Source organism: Anaerostipes sp. PC18, assembly GCF_039789045.1.
GTDB classification, from domain to species: domain Bacteria; phylum Bacillota; class Clostridia; order Lachnospirales; family Lachnospiraceae; genus Anaerostipes; species Anaerostipes hominis.
The window spans coordinates 2,467,645-2,493,630 of sequence record NZ_CP121164.1; the positions used below are offsets into that span (position 1 = coordinate 2,467,645).

At 45.8% G+C, this 25,986-nt stretch carries 26 protein-coding genes and 1 pseudogene; all 27 read right to left on the minus strand.

From position 1 onward, the window contains the following. Positions 1–2: 2 nt before the first annotated feature. Positions 3–824 (minus strand): sulfide/dihydroorotate dehydrogenase-like FAD/NAD-binding protein, encoded by an 822-nt coding sequence (locus tag P8F77_RS13435; RefSeq protein WP_022261290.1) that lies wholly within the window; start codon positions 822–824, stop codon positions 3–5. A gap of 161 nt (positions 825–985) precedes the next feature. Then, on the minus strand, positions 986–1,831 hold the full coding sequence (locus tag P8F77_RS13440) for a hypothetical protein (protein WP_024726812.1): 846 nt from the start codon (positions 1,829–1,831) through the stop codon (positions 986–988). Positions 1,832–2,015: 184 nt separating this feature from the next. Then, positions 2,016–3,644, minus strand: a complete 1,629-nt coding sequence (gene groL / locus P8F77_RS13445) for a chaperonin GroEL (RefSeq protein WP_006568088.1) — start codon at positions 3,642–3,644, stop codon at positions 2,016–2,018. 21 nt (positions 3,645–3,665) lie between these two features. After that, positions 3,666–3,938 carry a co-chaperone GroES gene (locus P8F77_RS13450; RefSeq protein ID WP_006568089.1) on the minus strand — a complete coding sequence of 91 codons (273 nt, stop codon included), beginning with the start codon at positions 3,936–3,938 and terminating at the stop codon, positions 3,666–3,668. Positions 3,939–4,079: 141 nt separating this feature from the next. After that, a complete protein-coding gene (locus P8F77_RS13455) occupies positions 4,080–4,685 on the minus strand; it encodes a GrpB family protein (protein ID WP_347256445.1) in 606 nt (201 codons plus the stop codon). Positions 4,686–4,831: 146 nt separating this feature from the next. Beyond that, positions 4,832–6,490 (minus strand): glutamine--tRNA ligase/YqeY domain fusion protein, encoded by a 1,659-nt coding sequence (locus P8F77_RS13460; RefSeq protein ID WP_024726810.1) that lies wholly within the window; start codon positions 6,488–6,490, stop codon positions 4,832–4,834. Between the two features lie 54 nt (positions 6,491–6,544). Next, positions 6,545–7,900 (minus strand): DNA repair protein RadA, encoded by a 1,356-nt coding sequence (radA, locus tag P8F77_RS13465; protein WP_024726809.1) that lies wholly within the window; start codon positions 7,898–7,900, stop codon positions 6,545–6,547. A gap of 15 nt (positions 7,901–7,915) precedes the next feature. Continuing rightward, entirely contained in the window at positions 7,916–8,329 is a 414-nt protein-coding gene (locus P8F77_RS13470; RefSeq protein WP_024726808.1) for a hypothetical protein, read from the minus strand. 56 nt (positions 8,330–8,385) lie between these two features. Beyond that, entirely contained in the window at positions 8,386–10,848 is a 2,463-nt protein-coding gene (locus tag P8F77_RS13475; protein WP_287517305.1) for an ATP-dependent Clp protease ATP-binding subunit, read from the minus strand. A 9-nt stretch (positions 10,849–10,857) separates the two neighbouring features. Next, positions 10,858–11,235: a GntR family transcriptional regulator gene (locus tag P8F77_RS13480; RefSeq protein WP_024726806.1), complete on the minus strand. Its 378-nt coding sequence runs from the start codon at positions 11,233–11,235 to the stop codon at positions 10,858–10,860. A 131-nt stretch (positions 11,236–11,366) separates the two neighbouring features. Continuing rightward, positions 11,367–12,638 (minus strand): phosphoribosylamine--glycine ligase, encoded by a 1,272-nt coding sequence (gene purD, locus P8F77_RS13485; RefSeq protein WP_024726805.1) that lies wholly within the window; start codon positions 12,636–12,638, stop codon positions 11,367–11,369. A 16-nt stretch (positions 12,639–12,654) separates the two neighbouring features. Further along, on the minus strand, positions 12,655–13,281 hold the full coding sequence (gene purN, locus P8F77_RS13490) for a phosphoribosylglycinamide formyltransferase (protein WP_024726804.1): 627 nt from the start codon (positions 13,279–13,281) through the stop codon (positions 12,655–12,657). Then, on the minus strand, positions 13,275–14,300 hold the full coding sequence (purM, locus tag P8F77_RS13495) for a phosphoribosylformylglycinamidine cyclo-ligase (protein WP_024726803.1): 1,026 nt from the start codon (positions 14,298–14,300) through the stop codon (positions 13,275–13,277). The genes purN and purM overlap by 7 nt, the downstream gene beginning before the upstream one ends. A gap of 61 nt (positions 14,301–14,361) precedes the next feature. Further along, positions 14,362–15,087, minus strand: coding sequence for an N-acetylmuramoyl-L-alanine amidase (locus P8F77_RS13500; RefSeq protein ID WP_287517304.1), 726 nt, complete (start codon positions 15,085–15,087; stop codon positions 14,362–14,364). Then, complete coding sequence (purE, locus tag P8F77_RS13505) at positions 15,080–15,583, minus strand: 5-(carboxyamino)imidazole ribonucleotide mutase (protein WP_287517303.1); 504 nt, start codon at positions 15,581–15,583, stop codon at positions 15,080–15,082. Before purE ends, P8F77_RS13500 begins: the two co-directional genes overlap by 8 nt. Before the next feature lie 60 nt (positions 15,584–15,643). Further along, positions 15,644–17,632, minus strand: coding sequence for an aminopeptidase (locus tag P8F77_RS13510; RefSeq protein ID WP_287517357.1), 1,989 nt, complete (start codon positions 17,630–17,632; stop codon positions 15,644–15,646). A gap of 16 nt (positions 17,633–17,648) precedes the next feature. Then, on the minus strand, positions 17,649–18,239 hold the full coding sequence (locus P8F77_RS13515) for an HD domain-containing protein (RefSeq protein WP_024726799.1): 591 nt from the start codon (positions 18,237–18,239) through the stop codon (positions 17,649–17,651). A gap of 9 nt (positions 18,240–18,248) precedes the next feature. Further along, positions 18,249–18,578 carry a hypothetical protein gene (locus P8F77_RS13520; RefSeq protein ID WP_024726798.1) on the minus strand — a complete coding sequence of 110 codons (330 nt, stop codon included), beginning with the start codon at positions 18,576–18,578 and terminating at the stop codon, positions 18,249–18,251. Between the two features lies 1 nt (position 18,579). Beyond that, positions 18,580–19,035 carry a VanZ family protein gene (locus tag P8F77_RS13525; RefSeq protein WP_024726797.1) on the minus strand — a complete coding sequence of 152 codons (456 nt, stop codon included), beginning with the start codon at positions 19,033–19,035 and terminating at the stop codon, positions 18,580–18,582. A gap of 14 nt (positions 19,036–19,049) precedes the next feature. Then, complete coding sequence (pyrE, locus tag P8F77_RS13530; RefSeq protein WP_024726796.1) at positions 19,050–19,724, minus strand: orotate phosphoribosyltransferase; 675 nt, start codon at positions 19,722–19,724, stop codon at positions 19,050–19,052. After that, on the minus strand, positions 19,711–20,148 hold the full coding sequence (locus tag P8F77_RS13535; protein ID WP_024726795.1) for a CBS domain-containing protein: 438 nt from the start codon (positions 20,146–20,148) through the stop codon (positions 19,711–19,713). Before P8F77_RS13535 ends, pyrE begins: the two co-directional genes overlap by 14 nt. 30 nt (positions 20,149–20,178) lie before the next feature. Beyond that, the gene (locus tag P8F77_RS13540) at positions 20,179–21,081 is read right to left on the minus strand and encodes a dihydroorotate dehydrogenase (RefSeq protein WP_024726794.1); all 903 of its coding nucleotides are present in this window, start codon (positions 21,079–21,081) and stop codon (positions 20,179–20,181) included. Beyond that, a complete protein-coding gene (locus P8F77_RS13545) occupies positions 21,081–21,848 on the minus strand; it encodes a dihydroorotate dehydrogenase electron transfer subunit (protein ID WP_270430270.1) in 768 nt (255 codons plus the stop codon). The genes P8F77_RS13540 and P8F77_RS13545 overlap by 1 nt, the downstream gene beginning before the upstream one ends. A gap of 10 nt (positions 21,849–21,858) precedes the next feature. Beyond that, positions 21,859–22,782, minus strand: a complete 924-nt coding sequence (gene pyrF, locus P8F77_RS13550; RefSeq protein WP_287517302.1) for an orotidine-5'-phosphate decarboxylase — start codon at positions 22,780–22,782, stop codon at positions 21,859–21,861. A 221-nt stretch (positions 22,783–23,003) separates the two neighbouring features. Beyond that, positions 23,004–24,659: an ATP-binding protein gene (locus P8F77_RS13555; RefSeq protein WP_270430269.1), complete on the minus strand. Its 1,656-nt coding sequence runs from the start codon at positions 24,657–24,659 to the stop codon at positions 23,004–23,006. Then, positions 24,656–25,336, minus strand: a pseudogene (locus P8F77_RS13560) (response regulator transcription factor). Before P8F77_RS13560 ends, P8F77_RS13555 begins: the two are co-directional and overlap by 4 nt. Continuing rightward, on the minus strand, positions 25,333–25,986 hold the full coding sequence (gene phoU / locus P8F77_RS13565; RefSeq protein WP_270430268.1) for a phosphate signaling complex protein PhoU: 654 nt from the start codon (positions 25,984–25,986) through the stop codon (positions 25,333–25,335). The pseudogene P8F77_RS13560 and the gene phoU overlap by 4 nt, the downstream one beginning before the upstream one ends.

Genomic DNA, 25,986 nt, shown 5'->3' on the forward strand with positions numbered 1-25,986 from the left:
GACTATTTACCCCTCCCAATCTTACACTCGTGTTCTTCTTCTCTGAACATTGTCTGACGTTTCATGCACTCATCAAAATCCACCTGGAATCCGTCAAAATCCGGTCCGTCCACACAGGCAAACTTCGTCTCTCCGCCTACTGTGACACGGCATCCGCCGCACATACCGGTTCCGTCAATCATGATTGGATTCAGGGATACCATGGTCGGAATATCATGCTGTTTTGTAATTTTTACAACGTTTTTCATCATGATCAACGGTCCGATCGCGATGACTTCGTCGTACTTCACGCCTTTTGCAATCTGATCTTCCAGAACATTCGTAACGAATCCTTTTGTTCCAAGGCTTCCGTCATCTGTGGCAATAAATACATTTTCACAGAACTCTTCAAATTTTTCCTTTAAGATAACAAATTCTGCACTCTTGCCTCCGATAATAACATCTACAGGAACTCCCATTTCGGCAAGTTTGCGAAGCTGAGGATAAAGAGGTGCTGCACCGACTCCTCCTGCCACACCTAAAACTCTCTCTCGTTTATGTAAGATGGACGGCTGTCCAAGAGGACCTACAAAATCGGCTACATAGTCTCCCTCTTTCTTCTTGCTTAATAATTCTGTGGAATATCCGACAACCTGATAAATGATCGTGACTGTTTCCTTTTCTCTGTCATAGTCTGCGATAGTCAAAGGAACTCTCTCACCTTTTTCATCAACACGGATAATAATGAACTGACCTGGTTCACACTTCCTTGCAACGAATGGTGCGTGAATTTCCATCAATTCAACCAAGTTATTAAGTGTCTCTTTTTTTACTATTTTATACACCAAATACACCTCTTTCTGCATCTTTTAATATCTTTTTTATTATATCGTGAAACTGTACAATAGCAAAGCATTTTTTTGAAATTCTTAAAATACTCTTAACAAATGAAAAAACCTGCCTTGTTTCTGCACAGAAAAAAGGAGAAAGAACCGGCTCCTTCTCCTTAAAATATTTTGTTTAATTTTACACTGTGATTTGTGACTGTCTTTTTTAACAGATCGACATCGGTCTCCAAAACATCCTGTCTTCTTATAACCATCTTGTATCTGGATGAATCTTCACGGTTTTCAAAGAGTACATTTAATTTGGTGCAGATTTCATTCTCCAGGATCATATGAATATCGGAAAATCCAGCTTCCATTTTCGTTTTAAGATCAGATACCTCTCCTTCCGTTCGCTCCAAACGGGATTCTATGGAATTTGTCTTCTCTGATATAAAATCTATTTTTTCTGACATAAGATTTGACTTTTCTGTGAGAATATCAGTGCGCTGTAAGAGAAGGCTGTTTTGTTCACCTAGGAATTTTGTCGTCTGATCCAGCTGATCTGTTTTTTCTTCCAAAGCAGAGGTTCTTTCATTTAATTCCTGAATACTGCTTTCCATTCTGTCTGTTTTTTCGTCCAGTCTCTGGATATCCTGGCTCAGTCCGTCTGTCTTCTCATCCAGCCTCTGGATATCCTGGCTCAGTCCGTCTGTTTTTTCGTCCAGTCTCTGGATATCCTGGCTCAGTCCGTCTGTCTTCTCATCCAGCCTCTGGATATCCTGGCTCAGACCGTCTGTTTTTTCGTCCAGCCTCTGGATATCCTGGCTCAGTCCATCTGTTTTCTCATCCAGTCTCTGAATGTCCTGAACGATCATATCTGTTTTTTCTTCCAGATTCTCTGTTTTTACCGTCAGCAGATCCACTTTTCTCTCAACACGTCCCATTCGTCCGTCAAAGGCTGTCATACTGGAATTCACCTGCTGCATCAGATTATACATGTCTTTTATCATTTGTTCTTCCGGCAATTTTTTCGCCTCCTTCTTACATATTTTAGGAATTGTAAATATTATACTTCTTTCTTTACTCTTTGTCTACCCTTTTGTACTGAAATGCATTTTTTATGTCATGAAAAAAAGAAGGCTGACGAATTCATCAGCCTTCTCTTTGTTTCTGTATCTCTTTTACAATTAAACACCTTATGGAATCCGATTACATCATTCCCATTCCCGGAGCTCCTGCTCCAGCCGGCATTGCCGGTGCATCTTCTTTGATATTAGCAACAACAGATTCTGTTGTCAGTAAGGTAGATGCAACAGAGGTTGCATTCTGTAATGCACTTCTTGTTACCTTAGCCGGATCAATGATGCCTGCTTCAATCATATTTACATATTTTCCATTTAATGCATCGAATCCGAATCCAACTTCCTGTTCTTCAACTTTATTGATGATAACAGAACCTTCCAGTCCTGCGTTTGCAGCAATGTGGAATAATGGAGCCTGGAGAGCTTTGAGGATAATATTTGCACCTGTCTTTTCATCGCCCTCTAATTCTTCTGCCATCTTTGCAACCTTCTTGGAAGCATGGATATAAGCAGAACCGCCGCCGAAAATAATACCTTCTTCAACTGCTGCCTTTGTCGCTGCCAGGGCGTCTTCCAGACGAAGTTTACTTTCTTTCATCTCTGTCTCTGTCGCCGCACCTACACGGATAACTGCAACACCACCGGATAATTTTGCGAGTCTTTCCTGTAATTTTTCTTTATCAAATTCAGAAGTTGTCTCATCCAGCTGACCCTTGATCTGTCCGATTCTTGCCTGGATTGCATCCTTAGATCCTTCTCCGTCAACAATCACTGTGTTTTCTTTTTCAACTTTTACAGATTTTGCACGGCCTAACTGATCGATCGTTGTTTCTTTCAAATCTAATCCGACTTCCTCAGAAATCACAGTTCCGCCTGTAAGGATTGCAATATCCTCTAACATCGCTTTTCTTCTGTCACCGTATCCAGGTGCTTTCACTGCACACACAGAGAATGTGCCGCGCAGTTTATTAACGATCAATGTTGTCAGTGCTTCGCCTTCAATATCTTCTGCGATGATCAGAAGTTTCTTTCCGCTCTGTACGATCTGCTCTAAGATTGGGAGGATATCCTGAATATTAGAAATCTTCTTATCTGTGATCAGGATATATGGGTCTTCTAATTCAGCGACCATTTTTTCCATGTCTGTTGAGAAGTAAGCAGATAAATATCCGCGGTCAAACTGCATACCTTCCACTAAATCTAATTCTGTCTTCATTGTCTTAGATTCTTCGATTGTGATAACACCGTCGTTAGACACCTTTTCCATAGCATCCGCAACTAACTCCCCGACTTCCTCATCACTGGCAGAAATTGCAGCAACTTTTGCGATCTGATCTTTGCCGTTTACTTTGCTGCTCATCTCAGCGATTGCTTCTACTGCCGCATCTGTTGCCTTTTTCATTCCTTTTCTTAAAATAATCGGATTTGCACCTGCCGCAAGGTTTTTCATTCCTTCATTTACCATTGCCTGGGCTAAAACGGTGGCTGTTGTAGTACCATCACCCGCAACATCGTTTGTCTTTGTTGCAACTTCTTTTACGATCTGAGCACCCATGTTCTCGAATGCATCTTCTAATTCAATCTCTTTTGCGATCGTCACACCGTCATTTGTGATCAAAGGAATACCAAAAGACTTATCTAACACTACATTTCTTCCCTTTGGTCCGATGGTAACTCTGACTGTATCTGCTAACTGGTTCACGCCTGCTTCTAATGCTTTTCTTGCATCAATTCCGTATTTGATTTCTTTTGCCATGATTCGTCTCCTCCAAAAATCCTATTCTACAACTGCTAAAATATCGTTCTGTTTTACGATGATGTATTCATCATCTCCACATTTCACTTCAGTTCCCGCATATTTGGAATAGATGACTTTCTGTCCCTTTTCTACTTCCATTTTTACTTCATCCGTTCCAGGTCCGACTGCGACAACTTCGGCTTCCTGCGGTTTTTCCTGAGATGCTGTTGTCAACACGATTCCGGATTTTGTTGTAGTCTCAGCTTCCAGCTGTTTCAGCACTACTCTGTCTCCTAATGGTTTTAAATTCATATCATTACCTCCTAAAATTCAGATGAAATTCTTTTGTCTTATTTACCCGATTATTGTTAGCACTCACTCTCATCGAGTGCTAATCACAAAATATAGTATAACACCCTATCAAAAATTGCAAGGGCTTTTTGAAAAATTTTTTCACTTTTCACCGTCTGGCCGGTAGATATCTCCAAACTCTTTCCGGGCCTTTTTCGTGCACTCTCTTACAAAATCTGTCTTTGCCCTTGTATAGGCATCCCTGTCATGCTCATATTTTTTCTGAAGACCAGTCTTTAATTTCCCGTATTCTTCCGCCGCCTCCCGATGCCGTTTCAAATAATCCCGGAAATAAAGTTCATCCCAGTCCCCCGGATACCTTACATGGAGATGATAGACTTTCTTTGCAAATCCCTGTAAAGTATAACCTTTCATAAACATCATATGCGGAGGAGGATTCCCTGGTTTTTTCACATAGATATATCCTTCCTTCTCCAATCCCCGGATCAGCTGCTTCAGTTCGCAGTGTTCTTCAATCTCCAACAGGATATCAATAGTAGGCTTGGCCAAAAGTCCTTTCACAGCCGTGCTGCCGATATGGCTGATCCTCACCACCTGGTCCCGCCCGATCAAATGAAGCAGCAGCTTCTTCTCATTTTCATACATCTGCTTCCACTCTTCCTTATGGCCGCACAAAACGATGGGGAAAAGTTCCCACAGTTCTTCATTGGACATTTCCGTAAGGTTTTTCATCTTCTTCTCCTTCATTGTTCCCAAAATTAAAACAAAGTAGTCAAGCCCGCCTCATCTCCCCAACCCTCACCCGCGGAGCGTTTTTCATTTCTTGGGAAAGTTTGCAGAGCTTTCAAATGAAAAGATAAGCCGTTGCAAAACAGCTTATCTTTCTTCTGCTCCTATTTAGGCTGATAAGAACTCTTCATAGAAACTATGCGGTTAAATACCATGTGGTCCTCTGAAGTATCTTTTGTATCCAGACAAAAATACCCCTGTCTGACAAACTGGAAGCTGTCTCCCGGAGCTGCCTCCTCAAGAGACGGCTCTACATAACAGTCCTTTAATATTTTCAGAGAATTTGGATTTAAATTGACAGATCCATCCTCGTTATACACGCCTTTTTCCTCGTCTACAATATTTTCATATAAACGGACTTCCGCCTTTTTGGCAAAAGGAGCAGCAACCCAATGGATGGTCCCCTTAACTTTTCGTCCGTCGGGGCTGTTGCCTCCTCTGGATGCAGGGTCATAGGTACAGTGTACCTCTGTGACATTTCCGTCCTCATCGGCCACATAGTCTGTGCAGGTCACAAAATATCCGTTCATCAGCCGCACTTCATTTCCGGGATACAGGCGGAAATACTTCTTAGGCCGCTCAATCTTAAAATCATCCCGCTCTATATACAACTCTCTGCAAAACGGCACCTTTCTCGTACCCATCTCTTCATTTTCCTGATTATTTTTTACTTCCATATATTCTACCTGATCTTCCGGGTAGTTTGTAATAACCAGCTTAATCGGATCCAGAACAGCTGATACCCTTGGCTTTTTCAGTTTCAGGTCATCTCTGATGCAGTACTCAAGCATGGCATAATCAACGGAGCTGTGACTCTTGGCCACACCAACCAGTTCCATAAACCTGCGGATGGATTCCGGCGTATATCCCCGGCGTCTCAATGCGGATAATGTAACAAGCCTGGGATCATCCCATCCATCCACGATTCCGTCATCTACTAACTTCTTAATATAACGCTTTCCCGTCACTACATTGGTCAGATAAAGTTTTGCAAACTCGATCTGCTTCGGCGGATGTAAGAATTCACACTCTTTTACCACCCAGTCATATAACGGCCTGTGATCCTCAAACTCCAGTGTACAGATGGAATGAGTCACGCCTTCAAAGGCGTCCTCCAGCGGATGTGCAAAATCATACATCGGATAAATGCACCAATCGTCACCTGTATTGTGATGCTCCATTCTGGCAATACGATAAAGGATCGGGTCTCTCATGTTCATATTACCGGAAGTCATATCAATCTTAGCCCTAAGCACCTTGCTGCCGTCTTCAAACTCTCCGTTTTTCATTGCACGGAATAATTCAAGATTCTCTTCCGGCATCCGGTCTCTGTACGGACTGTTTTTTCCCGGTTCCGTCAAAGTTCCCCTGTATTCCCGGATCTCCTCCGGTGTCAGATCGCACACATAGGCCTTCCCTTTCTTGATCAGGAACTCTGCACATTCATACATACGGTCAAAATAATCGGATGCAAAATAAATCGTCTGGTCATAATCTGCTCCGAGCCACTCCACATCCTCTTTGATCGAATCCACATACTCGGTTTTCTCCTTCGTCGGATTCGTATCGTCAAACCGGAAATGAAAATCTCCGCCGTACTCTTTGGCCAGTCCATAGTTTAAAAGGATTGATTTGGCATGTCCGATATGCAGATAGCCGTTTGGCTCCGGCGGGAACCTGGTAACAATTTTTTCGTATTTCCCTTCTTTCAGATCTTCTTCAATGATCTGTTCTATAAAATTTTTTGAGATCGCCTCTTCCATCGTGTCTCCATTCCTCCATACTTTTCGTTATTCTTTAATAATATAAGACATATTTTAAATACAATCAAGGGCTTCTCTTACATTTGCGACGCCCAAAAGCCGCATGTTTGTCCTGATTTTTAAGCTGTCAACATTTGCCTTGGGAAGGATGCAGGTTTTAAATCCAAGCTTTTCCGCCTCTTTGATCCTCTGGTCTCCCTGGGATACTCTCCGGATTTCGCCTACCAGCCCAACTTCCCCAAAGATGATCGTATCTTCCGGCAGAGGCATGTTTTTATAGCTGGATGCAATGGCCAAAATAATTCCAAGGTCAATAGCCGGTTCTCCCAGCCTCATGCCTCCGGCCAGGTTCACATAGGCATCACAGCCGCCCAGCTGGAGACCGACCCGTTTTTCCAAAACTGCCATGAGAAGATTGACTCTATTGTAGTCAATTCCCACCGCTGTTCTCCTCGGCATCTGAAAGCTCGTGGGAGAGATCAGTGCCTGGATCTCGATGAGAATCGGCCTGGTTCCCTCCAGGGAACATACTACCACAGAACCGGAGGCGTCCACAGGGCGTCCGTTCAGCATCATCTTGGACGGATTCTCCACCTCTGCCAGGCCATCTGCGCACATCTCGAACACTCCGATCTCATTTGTGGAGCCGAAGCGGTTCTTCACTCCCCTCAGAATCCGGTATGCCGCCTCTCTCTCCCCTTCAAAATAAAGGACCGTATCCACCATATGCTCCAGTGTCCTGGGCCCTGCCACGACACCTTCCTTTGTCACATGTCCAACAATGAAGACTGCGATATTTTCTTCTTTTGCGATCCTCATCATCTGAGCCGTCACTTCCCGGACCTGAGATACACTTCCCGCCGCGGCGGTCAGCTCTTCACTGAACATCGTCTGGATGGAGTCTATAACGACAAACTCCGGGTGGACTTTGCGGATTCCCTCAAGGATCTCCTCCAGGATCGTCTCACAAAACAGCAGAAGTTCATCCTCAAATGCCCCGATCCTCTCTGCCCGCATCTTGATCTGATGTGCGGACTCTTCCCCGGAAACATATAAAACTTTCCGCCTTGCATTTACTAAATTCCTGCATACCTGGAGCAGCAGGGTGGACTTTCCGATGCCCGGGTCCCCGCCAACTAAAGACAGAGAGCCGGTCACAATTCCTCCTCCGAGGACTCTGTCCAGCTCACCTATGCCTGTCGGAATACGCTCCTCACTCTTTATAGAAATTTCTGACATATTCATAGGAGAGGCAGAAGCCCGCCTGGGCTTTGCCCCTCCCTTTTTTGTCACTGATTGTTTTTCTTCTACAAAGGTATTCCACGATTTGCAGGCCGGACACTGTCCCAGCCACTTGGATGATTCATGTCCGCAATCACTGCAGAAAAAGACGGTTTTTGCCTTTGCCATATCAGTTCCTGCTCCTTACTGTTTCTTCACGCGGACCATGGCTGTCATGCCCGGATTCAGTTCCACACTCAGAATAAGTTTGCCTCCGAGATTGGCCTTCATGTTTCCAACATTTGTATTGTCTATATATACGCGGTACTCCTGTTCAGGCTCCACCTCGAGTGTTACCTGAACATCTTCTGATGCCTCGATCTCAAATGCCACTCCGTCTGTTGTTGCAGCAAAATTGTGGACTGCGGAGCCCGGTACAGATTCAAAGATCAGCTGTCCGTTTTTGTCCAGCTTCGTCATTGTCTTGAAGGTCTTAACTTTGTACATATCCCCTTCAAACTCGATCTTGTCCTTTTTGGCTTTCGTATCTAATGTGTAATCTCCGAAGCTTAATGTCCCATTTTCTTCGCTGCGAAACAACTCTGTTACCACTGACATGTTCTTATCCTCCTATTAAATCTGCATTTGTTATTTTATTATATAATATTTCCTACTTATTTACTAGCATCCTTTATCGAAAAAGTAAGGTTTTTGTCTTTTGCTCCAATCGTAAGCGCTGCTCCGTCCCGAAGCTCACCGCTTAAGATCTTATCTGCCAGAACGTCCTCGATCTCGCTCTGAATCACACGGCGCAGCGGTCTTGCACCGTACGTCTCACTGTACCCTTTGTCTGCCAGCAGTGAGACGGCATTCGGCGTGATCTTCACCGAGATCCGATGATTTTTCATCAGCTGTTCCTTCACATTGTTCAAAAACAGTTTTGCAATCTCCCGGAGCTCATCTTTCGTCAGCATGGTAAATACGATCGTCCCGTCTATCCTGTTCAGGAATTCGGGCTTGAAAATCTGCCGCACCTCCTCCATCACACCCTGGGTCATCTTCTCGTGATTCTTTTCCTTATCGGAAGTCCTCACAAACCCAAGCTGTTTCGGAGAAATGATTCTGGACGCGCCCGCGTTGGAAGTCATAATAAGCACTGTGTTTTTGAAATCGACCTTTCTTCCGTTAGAGTCCGTGATGTGTCCGTCATCCAGCACCTGGAGCAGGATATTAAATACATCAGGATGCGCTTTTTCTATCTCATCCAGCAGGATAACGGAGTATGGATGCCTTCTGACCTGCTCGCTCAGCTGCCCGCCTTCTCCGAACCCGACATATCCGGGAGGCGATCCGATGATTTTTGATACGCTGTGCTTTTCCATGTATTCGGACATGTCTACGCGGATCAGGTCCTCTTCCCTTCCGAACATGGCTTTTGCAAGACTCTTGGAAAGCTCCGTTTTCCCCACACCGGTAGGTCCTAAAAACAAAAAGGAACCGATGGGGCGCTTTGGATCTTTCAGTCCGACCCTGCTGCGCTTTATGGCTCTGGACACAGCCTCCACTGCCTTATCCTGTCCTATCACCTGTTTGTGAAGAGTTTTTTCCAGATTTCTAAGTCTCTCCATCTCTCCCTGTTTCAGCTGGCTCACTGGAATCTTGGTCCAGAGGGAAATGATCTCCTCCACATCTTCCATCTCAATGGAAGGTATTTTCTTTTGCTGGTTTTCCATCCTGCGGTACTTCTTTTTAAGACTTTTGCCGAGCTCCTCTTTTTTGATCTTCAGTTCTCTGGCTTTTTCAATCTGCCCGCTGCTGATGTAAGCTTCCATTTCTTTTACAATCTGCTTTTGCTGCTCCTGTTCCTCTTTCATATCCGCCGGCACTTTCAAAGACTTCATCCGCTTTTTGGCACAGGCCTCATCCAGGACGTCGATCGCTTTGTCAGGCAGAAACCGGTCATTGACATACCGGCAGGAAAGATCCACCGCATAGGAAGTCACCTCTTCCGGAATCAGAACTCTGTGGTGAGATTCAAACTTATATTTGAGCCCTTCAAGGATCTTGACTGCTTCTTTTGCCGAAGGCTCCTCCACCAAAATAGACTGAAACCTTCGCACAAGTGCTGCATCCTTCTCAAAGTACTTGGTATATTCTTCACTGGTCGTGGCCCCGATCAGCTGAAAGTCTCCCCGGGCAAGGGAGGGCTTCAGTATGTTGGATGCGTCCATGGCTCCCTCAGAGCCTCCTGCCCCGATCATCGTGTGGATCTCATCAATAAAGAGGATCACCGAAGGATCTTCCGTCACCTCAGAAATAATCTGTTTCATCCTCTCCTCAAACTCCCCACGGTACTTGGTCCCTGCGATCACTCTCGTCAAATCGAGGGAGAGCAGTCTCTTATCCTTCAGGTTGAGCGGCACGTTCCCCTGCACGACCCTCGCAGCCAGTCCCTCCACGATAGCGGTCTTTCCCACACCCGGATCTCCGATCAGACAAGGATTATTTTTGGACCTCCTGCACAATACCTGCATCAACCGCTCCATCTCTTCTTCTCTTCCGATCATTGGATCCAGTTCATCGTCTTTTGCCTTCTGGGTCAGATCCGTGCTGAACTTTTCTAAAATACTTTCTCCGGCTCCGTCTTCCGCAAAATAATCATCCGGCGAACTGTTGGAAAATTCATTCTTGGCAGATTTATAATCGATTCCCATGGTTACCAATATATCAATAAATATGGCGTCCACCGGAATTTTCTGCTGTACCAGTAACTGGACCGCCTCATTTTCGCCGTCCTTCAAAACCGCCAGCAGCACATGCTCTGTGCCGAGCACATCACTTCCGTACTTGACTGCCATCTGGGCGGCAAGGCTTAAAATCTCCTCTGCTCTGGGGGTAAAAGTGTTTACCTTTGTACGCCTCTTTTTTTCTGCGGTACGCGCCTTAAAAGCTTCTGAAAAGATCTCCTCAGACACCCCGTGCATCTTCAGTATCTCACAGGCCAGGGACCCCTTCATTTTAAACAGTCCCAGCAGAAGAGACAAAGTTTCTATATGTTCCGCTCCAAGCCTTGCGGATATCTTCCCCGCCTCCTCCAATGCATGGCTTAAATATCTGGTAAGTGGTAATTTTCTCATTCTGTCCTCCTAATTTCTGTCAAGCTGCCCATATACGTGGTCGATCAGCTGATATAATTCTTCTCGCGTCACACCCTTGCAGATGGCCTGAGCCACCAAAATCTGAAGGCTGTTTTCCAATTCCTCCAACTGTTTTGCCTTTTCATTGGCATCCACGCTTACGACTGCGCCTTTCCTCCGGTCCAGCTTCAAATAGCCTTCTTCTCTTAATATAGCATATGCTTTATTTACCGTATGCATGTTTACACCTAAGATTTGTGCCAGCTGGCGCACCGACGGCAGGGACTCGCCATCCTGGATGTCGGAACACGCAATCCCGACGATGATCTGGTTTCTCAATTGAATATAAATGGCCTGATCGCTGTTAAAATCTACTTCAAGCAGCATTTTCATCCCTTCCTTCTTTCATATCTTTTGTTATACTTAGACTATAATAAATAGCACGGAATGTCAATGTAAAAAAATAGAGAAGCAGGACAAAGAATCTCTACTCTGTCCTGCTTCCCAGACATAAATCATTACGCCTCGTCGATGGCCTTTCCTATGTCATTTCTCTTGTATTTATTTTCAAAATCGATCCATTCCGTAGCCTTATATGCATTGCTGCGGGCACCTTTCAGGTCATCACCCTTTGCCACAACACCAAGAACCCGGCCGCCGTTGGTCACGATCTTGTCTCCGTCAAACTTTGTCCCTGCATGGAACACATAGTATCCATCCTGGCCTTTAAACTTATCGAGTCCCCTGATCTCAAAACCTTTCTCATACTTTTCCGGATATCCGTCAGATGCAAGCACCACACAGACTGCAGCATTCTCTTCAAATTCCAGAGTAACATCGGAAAGTTTTCCATCAATACAGGCTTCCATCACTTCAATCATGTCATTTTTCATCCGGGGCAGGACCACCTGCGCCTCCGGATCTCCGAATCTGGCGTTATATTCCAGTACCTTCGGTCCGTCTTCTGTAAGCATCAGCCCTGTGAACAAAATTCCTGTGAACGGACGTCCTTCAGAAGCCATGGCATCCATCGTCGGCTGGTATATATACTTTTCACAGAATTCTTCCACTTCTTTTGTGTAGAATGGACTCGGAGAAAAGGTCCCCATACCTCCGGTATTGAGTCCTTGGTCTCCGTCTTTGGCACGCTTGTGATCCTGTGCGGAAGTCATGCATCGGATTGTCTTTCCGTCGCAGAAAGCCAGTACGGAAACTTCCCTGCCGGTCATAAACTCTTCGATGACGATCTCATTGCCGGCATCCCCGAACTGTTTGTCTAACATTAAAGTCTTAACGCCTGCCTTTGCTTCCTCCAGAGTTTCACAGATCAAAACTCCCTTTCCCAGTGCCAGCCCGTCTGCTTTGAGCACGATTGGCATTTTGACCGTTTCAAGATAAGTCATCGCCTGTTCAGGATCTGTAAAATTCTCATAAGACGCCGTCGGAATCTTGTATTTTTTCATCAAGTCTTTAGAAAATGCCTTGGAGCCTTCAATGATCGCCGCATTTTTGCGCGGTCCGAACACTCTGAGTCCTTCAGCCTCAAAAGCGTCTACAACACCTCCCACCAGCGGATCATCCATTCCAATGATGGTCAGGCCGATCTCTTTTTCCTTTGCAAAAGCCACCAGTTTGTCAAACTCCATGGCTCCAATATCCACACACTCTGCAAATTCTGCGATTCCTGCGTTCCCCGGAGCACAGTAAATCTTATCTGCGTTCGGACTTTTTGCCGCTGCCCAGGCAATGGCATGTTCCCTTCCTCCGCTGCCAACAATCAGTATATCCATCCTTCTATCCTTTCTTTTATTTCTCGATCTTTACGTGTCCTTCTGAAACTGAAACTTTACCTTTGGCGATCAGATTGATCACTTCAGGAAGAATCACCCACTCTGCCTGTTCCATGATCCGTCTCTGAAGAGTTTCGGGTGTATCATCTTCCCTGACCTCCACAGCTTTCTGCATAATGATCGGACCGGTATCCGTTCCCTCATCCACAAAATGAACAGTAGCACCTGAAATCCTGACTCCTCTTTTCAGAGCCTGTTCATGGACTTTTAGTCCATAGCAGCCCTTCCCGCAGAAAGACGGGATCAGGGACGGATGAATATTGATCATCCGATTTTCAAACTCATGAATGATCTTATCAGGTATTACTACAAGGCATCCTGCCAGCACTACCAGATCAATCTCCCTGCCGGCCAATTCCTGATAAAGTGCCTCATTAAACAATTCTCTGCTCTCAAAATCCTTCGGCGACAGTCCCACCGCTTCGATTCCATGATTTGCGGCGCGCTCCAATGCATAGGCATTTTTATTGTTGCTGATCACCACATCGATCCTTGCGTTGGAAATACGCCCTTCTTCTATAGCATCGATGACAGCCTGCAGATTCGTGCCGCCTCCGGATACTAATACCGCAACCTTTAACATACCGTCACACCTTTTTCACCGGCTTTGATCTCACCTACTACAAATGCTGTTTCTCCGGCACGTTCCAGGGCTTCCAGCGTATCATTCACACTCTTTTCATCCACGGCCACCATCATGCCGATTCCCATATTGTATGTATTATACATCATCTTTTCGTCGATATCCCCGGTTTTTGCAAGCAGCTTAAAGATAGCAGGCACTTCATATGCATCCTTGTGAACGACCGCATGTGCCCCCTCCGGAAGCATTCTCGGAATATTTTCATAAAAACCACCTCCGGTAATATGGCTGCAGCCTTTGATCTCCACATCCGCTTCTTTAATCGCCTTCAAGGCTTTCACATAAATCTTCGTAGGCGCCAGGAGCGCTTCTCCAAGAGTCGTTCCCAATTCTTCATAAAAAGTTTCCAGAGATTCTTTTGACATATCGAATACCTTGCGCACCAGAGAATATCCGTTGCTGTGGATTCCTGAAGATGCGATGCCGATCAGCACGTCTCCTTCTTTGATCTCTTTTCCCGTAATCAGGTCCTTTTCGTCTACGATTCCCACGGCAAAGCCGGCTAAGTCATATTCGTCCTCCGGATAAAATCCCGGCATTTCAGCAGTTTCTCCGCCGATCAGAGCCGCATCAGACTGCTTGCATCCTTCTGCCACTCCGCTTACGATGGTGGCGATCTTTTCAGGAAAGTTTTTTCCGCATGCAATATAGTCCAAAAAGTACAAAGGCTCTCCACCCGCACATGCGATATCATTGACGCACATCGCCACACAGTCAATACCGATAGTATCATGCTTATCCATAATAAAAGCAAGCTTTAACTTTGTCCCAACTCCGTCGGTACCGGATACAAGAGTCGGATTTTCCATATCTTTAAACTTCTTTAATGAAAAAGCCCCGGAAAACCCTCCGATGTTTGTCAAAACTTCCTCTCTCATTGTGGCCTGCACGTGCTTTTTCATGAGTTCTACGGACTGGTAACCTGCTTCAATATCCACTCCTGCCTTTTTGTAATCCATGTTTTTCCTCCTAAAAATGTATCTTTTTCTATTTAGACCCCGCCCACAGGGAGAGTCTCCTTTATTCTCCGAAATAACAGTCAATGCCGTCTGCAATTCCTTTCGCCATCTTTTTCTGAAAAGAACTCTTCTGCATCTTTTTGTCTTCTTTTTTATTCGTCATAAATCCCATTTCGATTAGTGTCACCGGAACTTTACTCCAGTTTGTGCCCGTCAGATCATTCCTCCCTGAAAGGCCTCTGTTCTTGATACCGGTAGTCTTGCAATATTTTTTCAGCACATCCCTGGACAGCTTTTTGCTGGGCTTGCTCAACTTCTTTACATAAGGATTCTTCTTTGTCGGAAATAAGGCCGAAGCACCGCGTACCCTCTTTCCCCCGGCATCTGCATGGAGACGGATACAGACATCGGCGCCGCTTTTATTCACCAGCAGCGCTCTTTTCTTATTACTGATGTTGACGTTCTGCTTTCTTCTTACCATGTAGACTTTATAGCCTCTTTTTTTAAGTTCCCATTTCAGTTTCTTGGCTACACTGAGCGTAAGCTTTGATTCCGGAACCTTTGTCGCCACTCCCTGTGTACCCGATGCCACTTTTGCTTTCTTCTTTCGGGAACCCGGTCCGATGGGCTCTTTCCTGGTGTCACCCTTTTTCTGATGTCCAGCGTCGATGGCCACCATAATCCGGCGGTCCCCCGCCAAAGTATTCCGGTTTTGTATTGAAACTCCTGTAAGTCCAGCGCAAACAGCCGTACATAACAGTACGGCTGCAAGTCTTTTCTTATTCATAGTTCTTATATCCAACCTGGTTAAGCTTATCGGCCTTCTTTACGACAGATTCTTTCATGGTTGTCCTATAGTCTTTTAGTTTTTGAAGAAGACCGGCATCAGACGAAGCCAAAACCTGCGCTGCAAGGATTCCGGCATTTTGTCCTCCGTTGATGGCAACCGATGCAACCGGCACTCCGGACGGCATCTGAACAATAGAGTAAAGAGAATCCACTCCCCCAAGATCTGAGGTTTTCATCGGTATTCCGATCACCGGCATCGGGAACAGTGCTGCACACATACCCGGAAGATGGGCCGCTTTTCCTGCACCTGCGATGATCACTTTGACTCCGCGCTCCTCGGCTCCTTTTGCCCATTCAAAGAAAATATCCGGTTCCCTGTGAGCAGAAATGATGGTCATCTCAAAATCAATCCCCATCTCCTCTAAAAAATCTGCCGCCTTGCTCATGACAGGCATATCGGAATCGCTTCCCATAACAATCGCTACTCTTGCCATAATTCTGTCTCCTTTGTCATAATTCGATTTGTTTTCTTCTATTCTACCTACTGGATCCGGTCACGTCAATGGTTCGTTCAGGATTTCTGTGCCCGGGAGGACAAATTTTCCTCCCTGTATCAGGGCTGTTTCCCCGCCTCCCAGTCTGATCACACAGATGGAATCCAGTTCCTCATAGGGAATGGTAATGTCCGTATGACAGTTAAAATATTCTCCTTTTTCTGAAAAACAGTTGCTCTTTGCCACGATCTCTTTTCCGTCCGGATTGTGCAGCTCAGTTGCTTCGCTGTGACTGTAACAGGTATCTCCCACTGCAAAATGTGGGCCCATTTTCTCAACGATCAGGATCGGGAGCTGATACAAAATTCCAAACTTCTGTGCCATGGCATAGGCCGTAGTATTGGTTCCAACAGCAAACTCTCCCATGGGAAGAGTCTCTCTGTTATAGAGAAGATTCTGCTTTATAAATGCCTTATTTTCTTCTTCTGACTCGAAATTGCGGCAGGAATACTCTGTGATCATACCGTCTTTGAAAACCAGTCTCAGATCAATAAATTTCAGATCTCTTAAATAGACCTCACTTACATGGAGCACTCCGTTAGTCCCGTTTAATTTCGGGGAAGTAAACACCTCACCTACCGGAATGTTTACATCTGCCAGACAATTTTCAAAGTTTGTCTCCTTCTCAGGATCTTCCAGCTCGCGCAGGGCCACATACAGGTCTGTTTCGTTATCTTCTGCCCCCTTTATGTGGACTTCCACACCCTGGTCCAGGGCATCGATCAGATGCTGCTGGATCTTCTTATATTTTTCTTTGTCCAGCGTATTGACCTTAGCCACCTCCTCGAAAATTTCTTCGAAATTTTTCCCGATTTCCGGAAGCGGATATGCAATGATCGTAAAACTCCGCTCCTCCGGCTTCATATACTCGTTGGCTATCTTGCTGGACTCATTTTGGTACTCTACAGAAAGCTTTTCCTGTTTCTCGGAAAGGCGCAGTCCGGTCTCTTTATTCTCCGGTGTAAACGGCAGCTCACCGAACGTCTCCATACATGCGGGACCGGCAAATAAAGCAGCTTCCTCCTTCAACTTTTCATATGCGTTCCGGTAACTTTCCAGCTTGTGACTCATAAAAGCTTTGTTAAAAAAAAGTGCCTGGTCAAATCTGTGGTCATACTCAAACTGCGGATTCGGGCTCGTGGAAATGTATCCCACCTTCGACATCCCCCTTGTGATCACGCCTGCAGTTCCCCGGTATAAAATTGGAGTAAGCCCGATCTCCTGAAACTGCAGCGCAGCCTCCCTGATGATCGGTTCAAATCCCAGGTGATAACGAATATTCACAGTTGCCTTTCTTGTCATGTCAATGTTGTTGATAATAAAACCATCATGGAATCCGTCCACAAACGTTTTCGCAATAGCTTTGATCCGTTCCTTCGGAAGACTGTTTAAAAAAGAAAGCATCTTTGTCTCATTTTCGGAAACGTACTCGCCGTACAGATAAAGCACGTCCGGATCTGACAGATCTGACTTCATCACAATGTCAGATGCCGAGGATACACTTGGATCCAGCTGTTCTCTGACTCGGCTTAAGCAGAGTTCCTGGCTGTAATCACGCATATGGTCGAAGATGACCTGCCTCGCCGTCTTTCTCTCCGGTTCTCCTTCCAGAAACAACTGATAAATCTCTAAAAACAGTTCATTCATGATCGTCAGTTCAAACAGCTGTCCTTCCACCGCATAAATGAAACACCCCTGTATCTCTGCATACAAAAAACACAAGATATCCCCGAAGTCTTCTCCCAAAGCTTTGCGGGCATAGTCCGGATTTCCATAGCATTCATCATAATGGGACGGCAGAATTTGCCTATACCACTCTTTATTCCACACTTTCAGCAAAGAAAGCTGCTTGTCTTTTACTCCATATACTTCATCGGCAAATAAAAGCCTCTCCGCCATTTTTCTAAAATAATCCAAAAAAGGCTCTTTTACAGAGTCTTCCTGTAAAATAGCCCTGAGCCTTTCCTGATTTAGAAAATGGCGTTCCATCAATAATTCATCCACGTTATAAGCTCCTTTTAATATTTCCGTTTTCTATATTTTTCTCAAAAACATCCTGAATATACGTCCAGAGTACATCAGATCCCTGACTGGTATACTCATTTTTGCTCATAATCTGGTCAATGCAGACGTCATGTTCTCTCCATGCCCTTCCCTCTGTGGCATCATTTAAAAGAACCGGCTGAATCCGGTCCAGTGTATTCGCAAATTTGGACTCCGGAGTTTTGCGGTCCTCAAATTCCTGCCAAAGCTTAAACAGCTCTTCTGCCTGATCCCCGGGAAGAATATTGAAGATCCGTTCCGCTGCTTTCTGTTCCCTGGCCGCCTTTGTTCCGTTTCCGGCTTCATCATATAAATAAGTATCGCCTGCGTCGATTTCCACCAGGTCATGGATCAGGACCATCTTGATCACCTGAAGGACATCCACCGGTTCCTTTGCATATTCAGAGAGAAAAACAGCCATCAAAGCCAGATGCCATGAATGTTCCGCATCATTTTCTTTTCTCTCCCCATTCGTCAGATTCGTCTGGCGGATAATGTCTTTGAGCTTATCCACCTCTATGATAAACTCCATCTGTTTCTTAAGTCGTTCCATAACTCCCTCCTAAATCAATCCGATCAGAAACAAAGCAGCTGAAAACAAAAGCACAGCTCCGTTTGTAATACTTCCGACCACTTTCCAGACCCTGATGGACGCCGTATCGTGATAGCTGCGCACTGCCAGCATCATTCCAAAGACAGAGATGCCAAACAGCACCCACGCAGCTGCGCCGAGCAGTATTCCCCCGTTTCCGGCCGCCTGAAAGGAAGCTCCGACTAAAATAAGATAGCCGAAAATTCCTATGGCTCCGAGAATGCTGGAAACCGCTGACTCCCTGGATACAACATGATCCGACGGACGATAAGCCTGGCGTTTCTTTTTATTAACCCGCATGTTATTTCCTCCGGTAAATCGTGACGGCAATCTTGTAGATCATATAGCCGATCAGGCCGCCAATCGTGTTTAACAGTAAGTCGTCCACATCAAAGACCCCAACCTTAAAAATATACTGGCAGCTCTCGATGATCAGACTGAATAAAAAAGATCCGGCAACAACTTTAATGAATCCCCTCTTTTTCTCCGTCATGACAGGGAGCAGAAATCCAAACGGACAGAATGCAAAAACATTTCCGACCAGATTTGTTATGAATGCCTCCGGGGTAAGCAGTGATCTGTACATCCAGAACCGTTTGATCTCTTTAAACAATTCCAGATTTACATGGGATGTGTCATACCCTGTCTCTCTGCCGTAACGCTCACTGAACAGCACAAAATAAAACATCACAATAAGATACAAATAAAATAAAATCCGGCAGCCAAACCTGGCTGCCCTTTTCTTTTTTCTTGTCACAAATAAACCCTTCTTTATTGAACGCCATACTTCTCATAGTATGCGTCAATAGCTGCCTTTAATGTATCGTCAATGATAACTTTTCCATTATAAGGTTTATTATACAGGTGTTCCACCACTTCCTGCATCGTTACAATGGCCGTAGTTTCCAGCCCGTAATTTTCACGGATTTCTTCCAGGGCGCTCTTTGTTCCCTGTCCCCGTTCCATCCGGTCCACAGAAACTACGAGTCCCAAAACATCCACATCGCCCTGGGCTTTCACGATCGGAAGTGTTTCCTGGATCGAGGTTCCGGCTGTGGTCACGTCTTCAATGATCACGACCTTATCTCCGTCCTCGATCGGACTTCCAAGCAGGATTCCTGTGTCCCCGTGGTCTTTTACTTCCTTGCGGTTTGCACAGTATTTGATATCTTTCCCATAGTTTTCAGAGATTGCAATGGCAGCGGCTACACTCAGCGGGATTCCTTTGTATGCCGGTCCGAACAGGACATCAAAGTCAAATCCGAATTTCGCTTCAATGGCCTTTGCATAATAAGTTCCGAGCTTCTTTAACTGGGCTCCGGTCCGATAAAATCCCGTATTTACAAAGAACGGCGTGTTTCTTCCGCTTTTGGTCACAAAATCTCCGAATTTCAAAACATTGCAGTCGATCATAAATTCAATAAACTCTTTTTTATACTGTTCCATCATGTTCCTCCTTATGTTCAGCCTTCTGATATTCTCTGTAATAAAACCCGATCACATCTTTTCTTGTGACGATCCCGATAAACCGCTGTTCATCGTCGATGACCGGGACAAAATTCTGGTCTTTGATCACATCCACCAGGTCGTCCATATCTGTATTGACCGTCACCGGCCTGTTGTCCCTTCTGCGTTTCATATCTTTTAAAAAGATCAGTTCTGCTTTCTCAAGGTTAAATCCTGCGTCATCCATCATTGCCCAGAGCAGATCCCCCTCCGTCACAGTTCCCACATACCTGCCGTCGCCAGTCAATACGGGAACTGCCGAGTATCCATGGTATTTCATTTTCTCCAGCGCCTGTCTCAAAGTATAATCTTCCGGCAGATATGACACATCTTCCTTAGGCGTCAAAAAAAATAATATGTTCATGCTGGCCTCACTTCCGTCATCCTTTGCAGTTTACTTTACACATCCGATCAATTCCCGGATATCTTCTATGTTATGGCGTTCCATGTAAGACTTGATACCGTCAATGACTTTGACTGCCGCACAGGGGTCCGTAAAATTGGCTGTCCCCACGGCCACCGCAGTGGCTCCGGCCATAATGAATTCCAGGGCGTCTTCCGCGTTTAAAATTCCTCCCATACCGATCACCGGAATCTTCACCGTACTGCACACCTCGTATACCATGCGCACTGCCACCGGCTTGATCGCCGGCCCCGAGAGTCCTCCGGTTTTATTGGCCAGAAGGAAGTCTCTCTTTTCTATATCAATTTTCATTCCGGTCAGGGTATTGATCAGGGAAAGTGCATCACTCCCCGCTGCCTCCGCGGCTTTTGCCATTTCTTTGATATCCGTTACGTTAGGGCTCAGCTTCATGATAATCGGCTGATCTGCCTTTTCTTTCACTGCCTTCGTGATCTCATACAACGCTTTCGGGTCCTGTCCGAAAGCAATGCCGCCTTCTTTAACATTCGGGCAGGAGACATTGATCTCCAAAAGATCCACGGGCTGATCGGAAAGCCGTTCCACCACCTCAATATAATCTTCCACGGTTCTCCCGCAGACATTGACGATCACAGCAGCACCCGCTTTCTTTAAAAATGGCAGGTCCCTCTTTATCATCACATCAACGCCCGGATTCTGAAGTCCTACCGCATTGAGCATGCCCCCGTAAGTCTCAGCCACCCTGGGGGTCGGGTTTCCCTCCCAAGGCACATTGGCAACACCTTTTGTCGTCACCGCTCCAAGGCTGGACAGATCGACAAATTCACTGTATTCCTCCCCGGAACCGAAGGTCCCGGAACCTGTGGTCACTGGATTCTTTAAAGAAACTCCTGCGATCTCTACTCCCAAATTCATCAGAACTCTACCTCCTTTGCGTCAAATACAGGCCCGTCTTTGCAGACCCGTTTATTGCGGACATGGGTGTGACCGTCCACTTCTTTTGATTTACAGACGCAGGCCAGGCATGCTCCTATGCCGCATGCCATTCTCTCTTCCAGAGAAATCTGGGCTTCCAGCCCCATTTCCTCCGCATAAGCTTTCACGCCTTTCAACATAGGAGTCGGCCCGCATGCATAGATCACAGAACCTTCTCCCGCCTGTTCTCTCACGGCATCAATGACATTACCTTTTGTCCCCACGGAACCGTCTTCCGTAGAAACAAGGACCTCGCCGTATGCTTCAAATTCTTCTTTCAGGAACGTATCCTGATTCCTGTAACCGAGCACAATGGTCTTCTCACATTTCAGCTGTTTCGCAAGTTCCAGCATCGGAGGTATCCCGATGCCTCCTCCGATCAGAATTGCTTTCTCATTTTTCATGTTAAAACCATTGCCGAGTGGTCCCAGCACGTTAAGCCTGGTCCCTGCTTCATAAGTGCTCAGAAGTTCTGTGCCTTTGCCTGCGATCCGGTAAACGATCCTGACCGTTTTGTGTTTTGCGTCAATGCCGCAGATACTGATTGGCCTCGGCAGCAGCTTGCTTCCGTCGTTGACGTAGACAGATACAAACTGTCCCGGCAAAGCCTCTTTGGCCATATCTCCGACGTTCAGTGTCATGTCAAAAATATCTGCGGAAAGCTTCTTCTGGCTGACGATCTCAGCCTTTATATTATGTTTTCCCATATGTCTCTCCTTATTTTACAAATGCCTTTTTCAGATCTTCTTTCATATCCAGCACAGCCTGTCTGGATGCATCCGCATAATTTTCGGCTCCGAATCCGGCGTACTGTTCCTGTTTGTACGCACAGATGATGCCTCTGGAGGAATTGATGACGGCTCCCAGTCCGTCCTCATCAAAGAACGGTTTGAGGTCCTCTGCTTTTCCTCCCTGCGCTCCGTATCCCGGAACCAGAATGTAGTTTTTCGGCATAATCTTTCTTAAGACCTCTCCCATTTTCGGATAGGTTGCCCCTACGACGGCCCCTACATAACTGTAACTGTCTCCCATATGGCTTTCACCCCACATGGCTACTTTCTCTGCCACCAGTTCATACAGAGGTTTTCCGTCCACCAGCTGGTCCTGGAACTCTCCGCTGGATGGGTTGGACGTCTTCACAAGAATAAACAATCCTTTTTTTTCTTCTTTGCACACATCAATAAACGGAAGAATCCCATCGCTTCCGAGGTATGGGTTCACCGTCAGAAAATCTTCATCGAACCCGCGGTATTTTTTGCTGCCCACCTGTACCGCTCCGGCATGTCCCACCGCATAGGCCGCTGATGTGGAGCCGATATCGCCCCGCTTAATATCGCCGATCACCACCAGTCCTTTTTCCTTTGCATATTCACATGTTCTATGAAAAGCAGTGAGTCCTTCCACACCGAACTGCTCATACATAGCAATCTGAGGCTTTACTGCCGGGATCAGGTCGTATGTAGTGTCAATAATTCCTTTATTATACTGCCAGATTGCTTCCCCGGCACCCTGCAAAGTTTCTCCGAATTCGTCAAATGCTTTTTTCTTTATCTGGTCAGGCACATAATCAAGCATAGGGTCCAATCCCACCACGATCGGTGCATCCAGCTGTTTTATTTTTTTTACTAATTCATTGATCATGTCAATTCTCCTTTATTTTATGAAAATGGACGTAACATTTGCCGGAGATATTATCCAGCAAAACAGAAGGCGCCACTCTGTAAAAGTTTTTTATCACTATTGGAGGAGCGCATTTTAAAGCGCGACGGAAAGAGTGATAAAAAACTCATACTTAATTGAAATCATACCATAAAAAGAGAAAGAAAAAAAGAGACGATCCAAAAAGGACCGCCTCTTTTAGGCTAAAAAATAACTGCAATTTTTGTTCCCTTTCCCACTTCACTTTCCACTTCGATTTTGGCGCCGTGGTATTTCGCCCCGTGTTTTACGATAGAAAGCCCCAGGCCTGTGCCTTCTCTCTCACTGGAATGGCTTTTGTCTCCCCGGTAAAACCGTTCAAAAATACGATCCGCATCTTCCGGTGGAATGCCGATACCGTCATCTTCTACGATCACTGTAGCCCGCCCTTCCATGGCAGCAGCGGTTACAGACACATGACCTCCCCGGTCGTTGTACTTGACTGCATTTTCTATGAGATTATATAACATTTCGTACAAGATCTGACGGACACCAGAGACTGTGCAAGGAGATCCAAGAACATGTAGATCAATCCCTGCCTCTGCTGCCTTCATAGACAGAGAATTTTTAATTTCCAAGGTTATCTGGTACAGATCGATCTCTTCTTTTTCCTGCACAATCTGATTTTCATCCAGCCTGGACAGTTTGATGATACCCTCTATCATGGAAATGAGCCTTCTGGCCTCTGTGTAGATCTTTTCCGAAAACCGGCCTACATCCTCCTGCTTTACGAGTCCATCTTTCATAAGCTCCGCATATCCTGAAATCGTCGTCAGCGGAGTCTTCAGCTCATGAGATACATTTGCGGAAAATTCTTTTCTAAGTTCTTCTCTTTCTTCTTTTTCTGTCACATCGATCATCATCAGCACCACTCCTTTAACCGCGCCTGATACCGTTACCGGATTGGCCATAAGCAAGTATTTGCGCTCGCGGAATTCCATCACTTCCTCGGAAGGCTCTCCGCCCAAAGCCATCTCCACCGCTCTGCGGAATTCATGGCTGCGGTTGATTGACAATACATTCTGGTTGCTGCACTGGTCTTCATTGATGTCAAGGATCCTGAGGGCACTTGTGTTATAAGAGAGCACCACAGATTTATCGTTGAGGATCAGAAAGCCTTCGCTCATATTTTCTGTAATCGTCGTAAACTCGATCTGCTTTTCCTTGATCTCTCTGATCTTTTCTTTTATGGCCTCATTCTGCCGGTGAATCCTCACCAGCAGAGGCGACAGCTCGTCATAGGTGTTCTCATCTTCCGGATGCTCCAGGTTGATCCGGTTGATCGGTTCGATAATCCTTCCGGTGAGGAGTCTTGAAAGAGCCAACGCCAAAACAAAGACCACTGCCATCATTAAAATCAGGACAGGCAGTACTCCCTCCACCTGGTTAAAAATAGTCTGAGTCTCCCGGCTGAGCCGTAAGACACTGCCGTCCGAAAGCTTCACAGCATAATAATACGTTTGTTTTTTGAGCGTCTTAGAGATCCTTGTACTCTCCCCGGCCCCGTTTTTTACCGCTTCTTTGAACTCTTTTCTATTTCTGTGATTACTCATAGACTTTTCTTTTCCCGTACTGTCATACAGGACCTTCCCGTCTGAAGCGATCAGCGTGATCCTGCTGATCGTGATATCTTTGTATGCATCCAGACTCTGGTTCTCGTGCTGGTTCAGGGACTCTGCCATATATCCGGCCTCGTTCTGAATCCCCTCTTTTACCTGGGACATATATCTTCCGTAAGCAACCGCAGATAAAAATACCGTAGTGCACACCACCGTGATCAGGGCGATATAACTCATATTCAGAAAAATCTTACGCTTCATTCACTGCCTCCAATGCGGTAACCGATCCCTCTCACAGTCTCAATCATAGCGCCGCAGTTTCCCAGCTTCTGGCGCAGGGTACGGATATGGACATCCACCGTCCGTGTCTCGCCGTCAAAATCATATCCCCAAATATTTGTGAGAAGCTGGTCTCTGGTGAGCACATTGCCTTTGCTCTCCATGAGCATACAGAGCAGGCGGAACTCTTTGTAGGTCAGTTCCACCTTTTCGCCGTCTGCCAGGACCTTATGCTTTCCCACATGGATATAGAGATTTCCTGCCGAGAGTTCTTCCGTCGGCTCCTCTTTTTTTACCCGCCTTAAAACCGCTTTGATCCGGGATACCAGTTCCATCATACCGAAAGGTTTTGTAATATAATCATCCGCGCTCCGCTGTCTAAGCCCAGCACCTTGTCATACTCGGCAGCCCTTCGCCGTCATCATGATCACCGGGATATTCTTTGTCTCAGGATTGTTCCTGATCTTCCTTAAAATACTGATACCGTCTTCACCCGGGAGCATAATGTCCAGAAGCACCAGTTCAGGAATCCTTCCGGCTGAAAGGTCCTTAAAAAAACTGATGCCGCTTTCATATCCCCCCGCATCAAATCCTGTACTCTGAAGAGTGTAGATGACAAGTTCCCGTATGTTTGCATCGTCCTCGACAATATAAATCACAGACTTCCTCCTTTATACTCCCCGGTAATAGAGAATTCCACCCATTCGGCGATATTGCTGGCGTGATCGCCTATCCGTTCAAAATACTTGGCGATCATGACAATCGCTACACAGGCCTCTCCTTTTTCCGGGTCCTCATGGATCAAAGAGATCACTTCTTTTTTTACTTTGGAAAACAGAGCGTCCACCTCGTCGTCTGCTTTGATCACCTCATTCGCGGCATCCAGATCTTTCTTTACAAAAGAATCCACAGCTTTTGTCACCATAGCGATCGTGCTTGCAGCCATCATCAGCACGTGGGTGTGGTTATTCATCACAGTCACCACATCACTCTTTTTTACGATGCCCGCGATGTCCACGGCCTGGTCCCCGATCCGTTCCATATCCGAAACCATTTTGAGTGCCGCAGAGATCACCCTCAAATCCCCGGCCACCGGCTGCTGCTGGAGCAGAAGCTTCATACATCGTCTCTCTATGTCCCGCTCTTTCTGATTGATCTCTTCTTCCAGATCATTGATCCTTAAAATCATCTCTTTGCTCTTTATATCTACCAGTTTCCCTGCCAGATGAATCATATCCTCACAGAGGGCACCCATCTCGATCATTTCAATATTCAGCTGTTCAAGCTGTCTGTCAAACCGATTTCTCAT

Coding starts and splice junctions, on each gene's coding strand:
- P8F77_RS13475 (WP_287517305.1), bottom strand. CDS start 10,848: ATGAGAAAATTACCACTTACCAGATATTTAAGCCATGCATTGGAGGAG.
- P8F77_RS13500 (WP_287517304.1), bottom strand. CDS start 15,087: ATGAATAAGAAAAGACTTGCAGCCGTACTGTTATGTACGGCTGTTTGC.
- P8F77_RS13545 (WP_270430270.1), bottom strand. CDS start 21,848: ATGGGAAAACATAATATAAAGGCTGAGATCGTCAGCCAGAAGAAGCTT.
- purE (WP_287517303.1), bottom strand. CDS start 15,583: ATGGCAAGAGTAGCGATTGTTATGGGAAGCGATTCCGATATGCCTGTC.
- P8F77_RS13540 (WP_024726794.1), bottom strand. CDS start 21,081: ATGAATTTGGGAGTAGAGATCGCAGGAGTTTCTTTAAAGAATCCAGTG.
- purD (WP_024726805.1), bottom strand. CDS start 12,638: ATGGATATACTGATTGTTGGCAGCGGAGGAAGGGAACATGCCATTGCC.
- pyrF (WP_287517302.1), bottom strand. CDS start 22,782: ATGATCAATGAATTAGTAAAAAAAATAAAACAGCTGGATGCACCGATC.
- P8F77_RS13515 (WP_024726799.1), bottom strand. CDS start 18,239: ATGGAACGACTTAAGAAACAGATGGAGTTTATCATAGAGGTGGATAAG.
- groL (WP_006568088.1), bottom strand. CDS start 3,644: ATGGCAAAAGAAATCAAATACGGAATTGATGCAAGAAAAGCATTAGAA.
- P8F77_RS13470 (WP_024726808.1), bottom strand. CDS start 8,329: ATGTCAGTGGTAACAGAGTTGTTTCGCAGCGAAGAAAATGGGACATTA.
- purN (WP_024726804.1), bottom strand. CDS start 13,281: ATGTTAAAGGTTGCGGTATTAGTATCCGGAGGCGGCACGAATCTGCAG.
- radA (WP_024726809.1), bottom strand. CDS start 7,900: ATGGCAAAGGCAAAAACCGTCTTTTTCTGCAGTGATTGCGGACATGAA.
- phoU (WP_270430268.1), bottom strand. CDS start 25,986: ATGAGAAATCGGTTTGACAGACAGCTTGAACAGCTGAATATTGAAATG.
- P8F77_RS13555 (WP_270430269.1), bottom strand. CDS start 24,659: ATGAAGCGTAAGATTTTTCTGAATATGAGTTATATCGCCCTGATCACG.
- P8F77_RS13450 (WP_006568089.1), bottom strand. CDS start 3,938: ATGAATTTAAAACCATTAGGAGACAGAGTAGTGCTGAAACAGCTGGAA.
- P8F77_RS13480 (WP_024726806.1), bottom strand. CDS start 11,235: ATGCTGCTTGAAGTAGATTTTAACAGCGATCAGGCCATTTATATTCAA.
- P8F77_RS13520 (WP_024726798.1), bottom strand. CDS start 18,578: ATGCGGGTTAATAAAAAGAAACGCCAGGCTTATCGTCCGTCGGATCAT.
- P8F77_RS13535 (WP_024726795.1), bottom strand. CDS start 20,148: ATGAACATATTATTTTTTTTGACGCCTAAGGAAGATGTGTCATATCTG.
- P8F77_RS13510 (WP_287517357.1), bottom strand. CDS start 17,632: ATGGAACGCCATTTTCTAAATCAGGAAAGGCTCAGGGCTATTTTACAG.
- P8F77_RS13460 (WP_024726810.1), bottom strand. CDS start 6,490: ATGGAAGAGGCGATCTCAAAAAATTTTATAGAACAGATCATTGAAGAA.
- purM (WP_024726803.1), bottom strand. CDS start 14,300: ATGGATTACAAAAAGGCAGGAGTGGATATTGAAGCAGGTTACCAGTCC.
- pyrE (WP_024726796.1), bottom strand. CDS start 19,724: ATGGAACAGTATAAAAAAGAGTTTATTGAATTTATGATCGACTGCAAT.
- P8F77_RS13455 (WP_347256445.1), bottom strand. CDS start 4,685: ATGAAGGAGAAGAAGATGAAAAACCTTACGGAAATGTCCAATGAAGAA.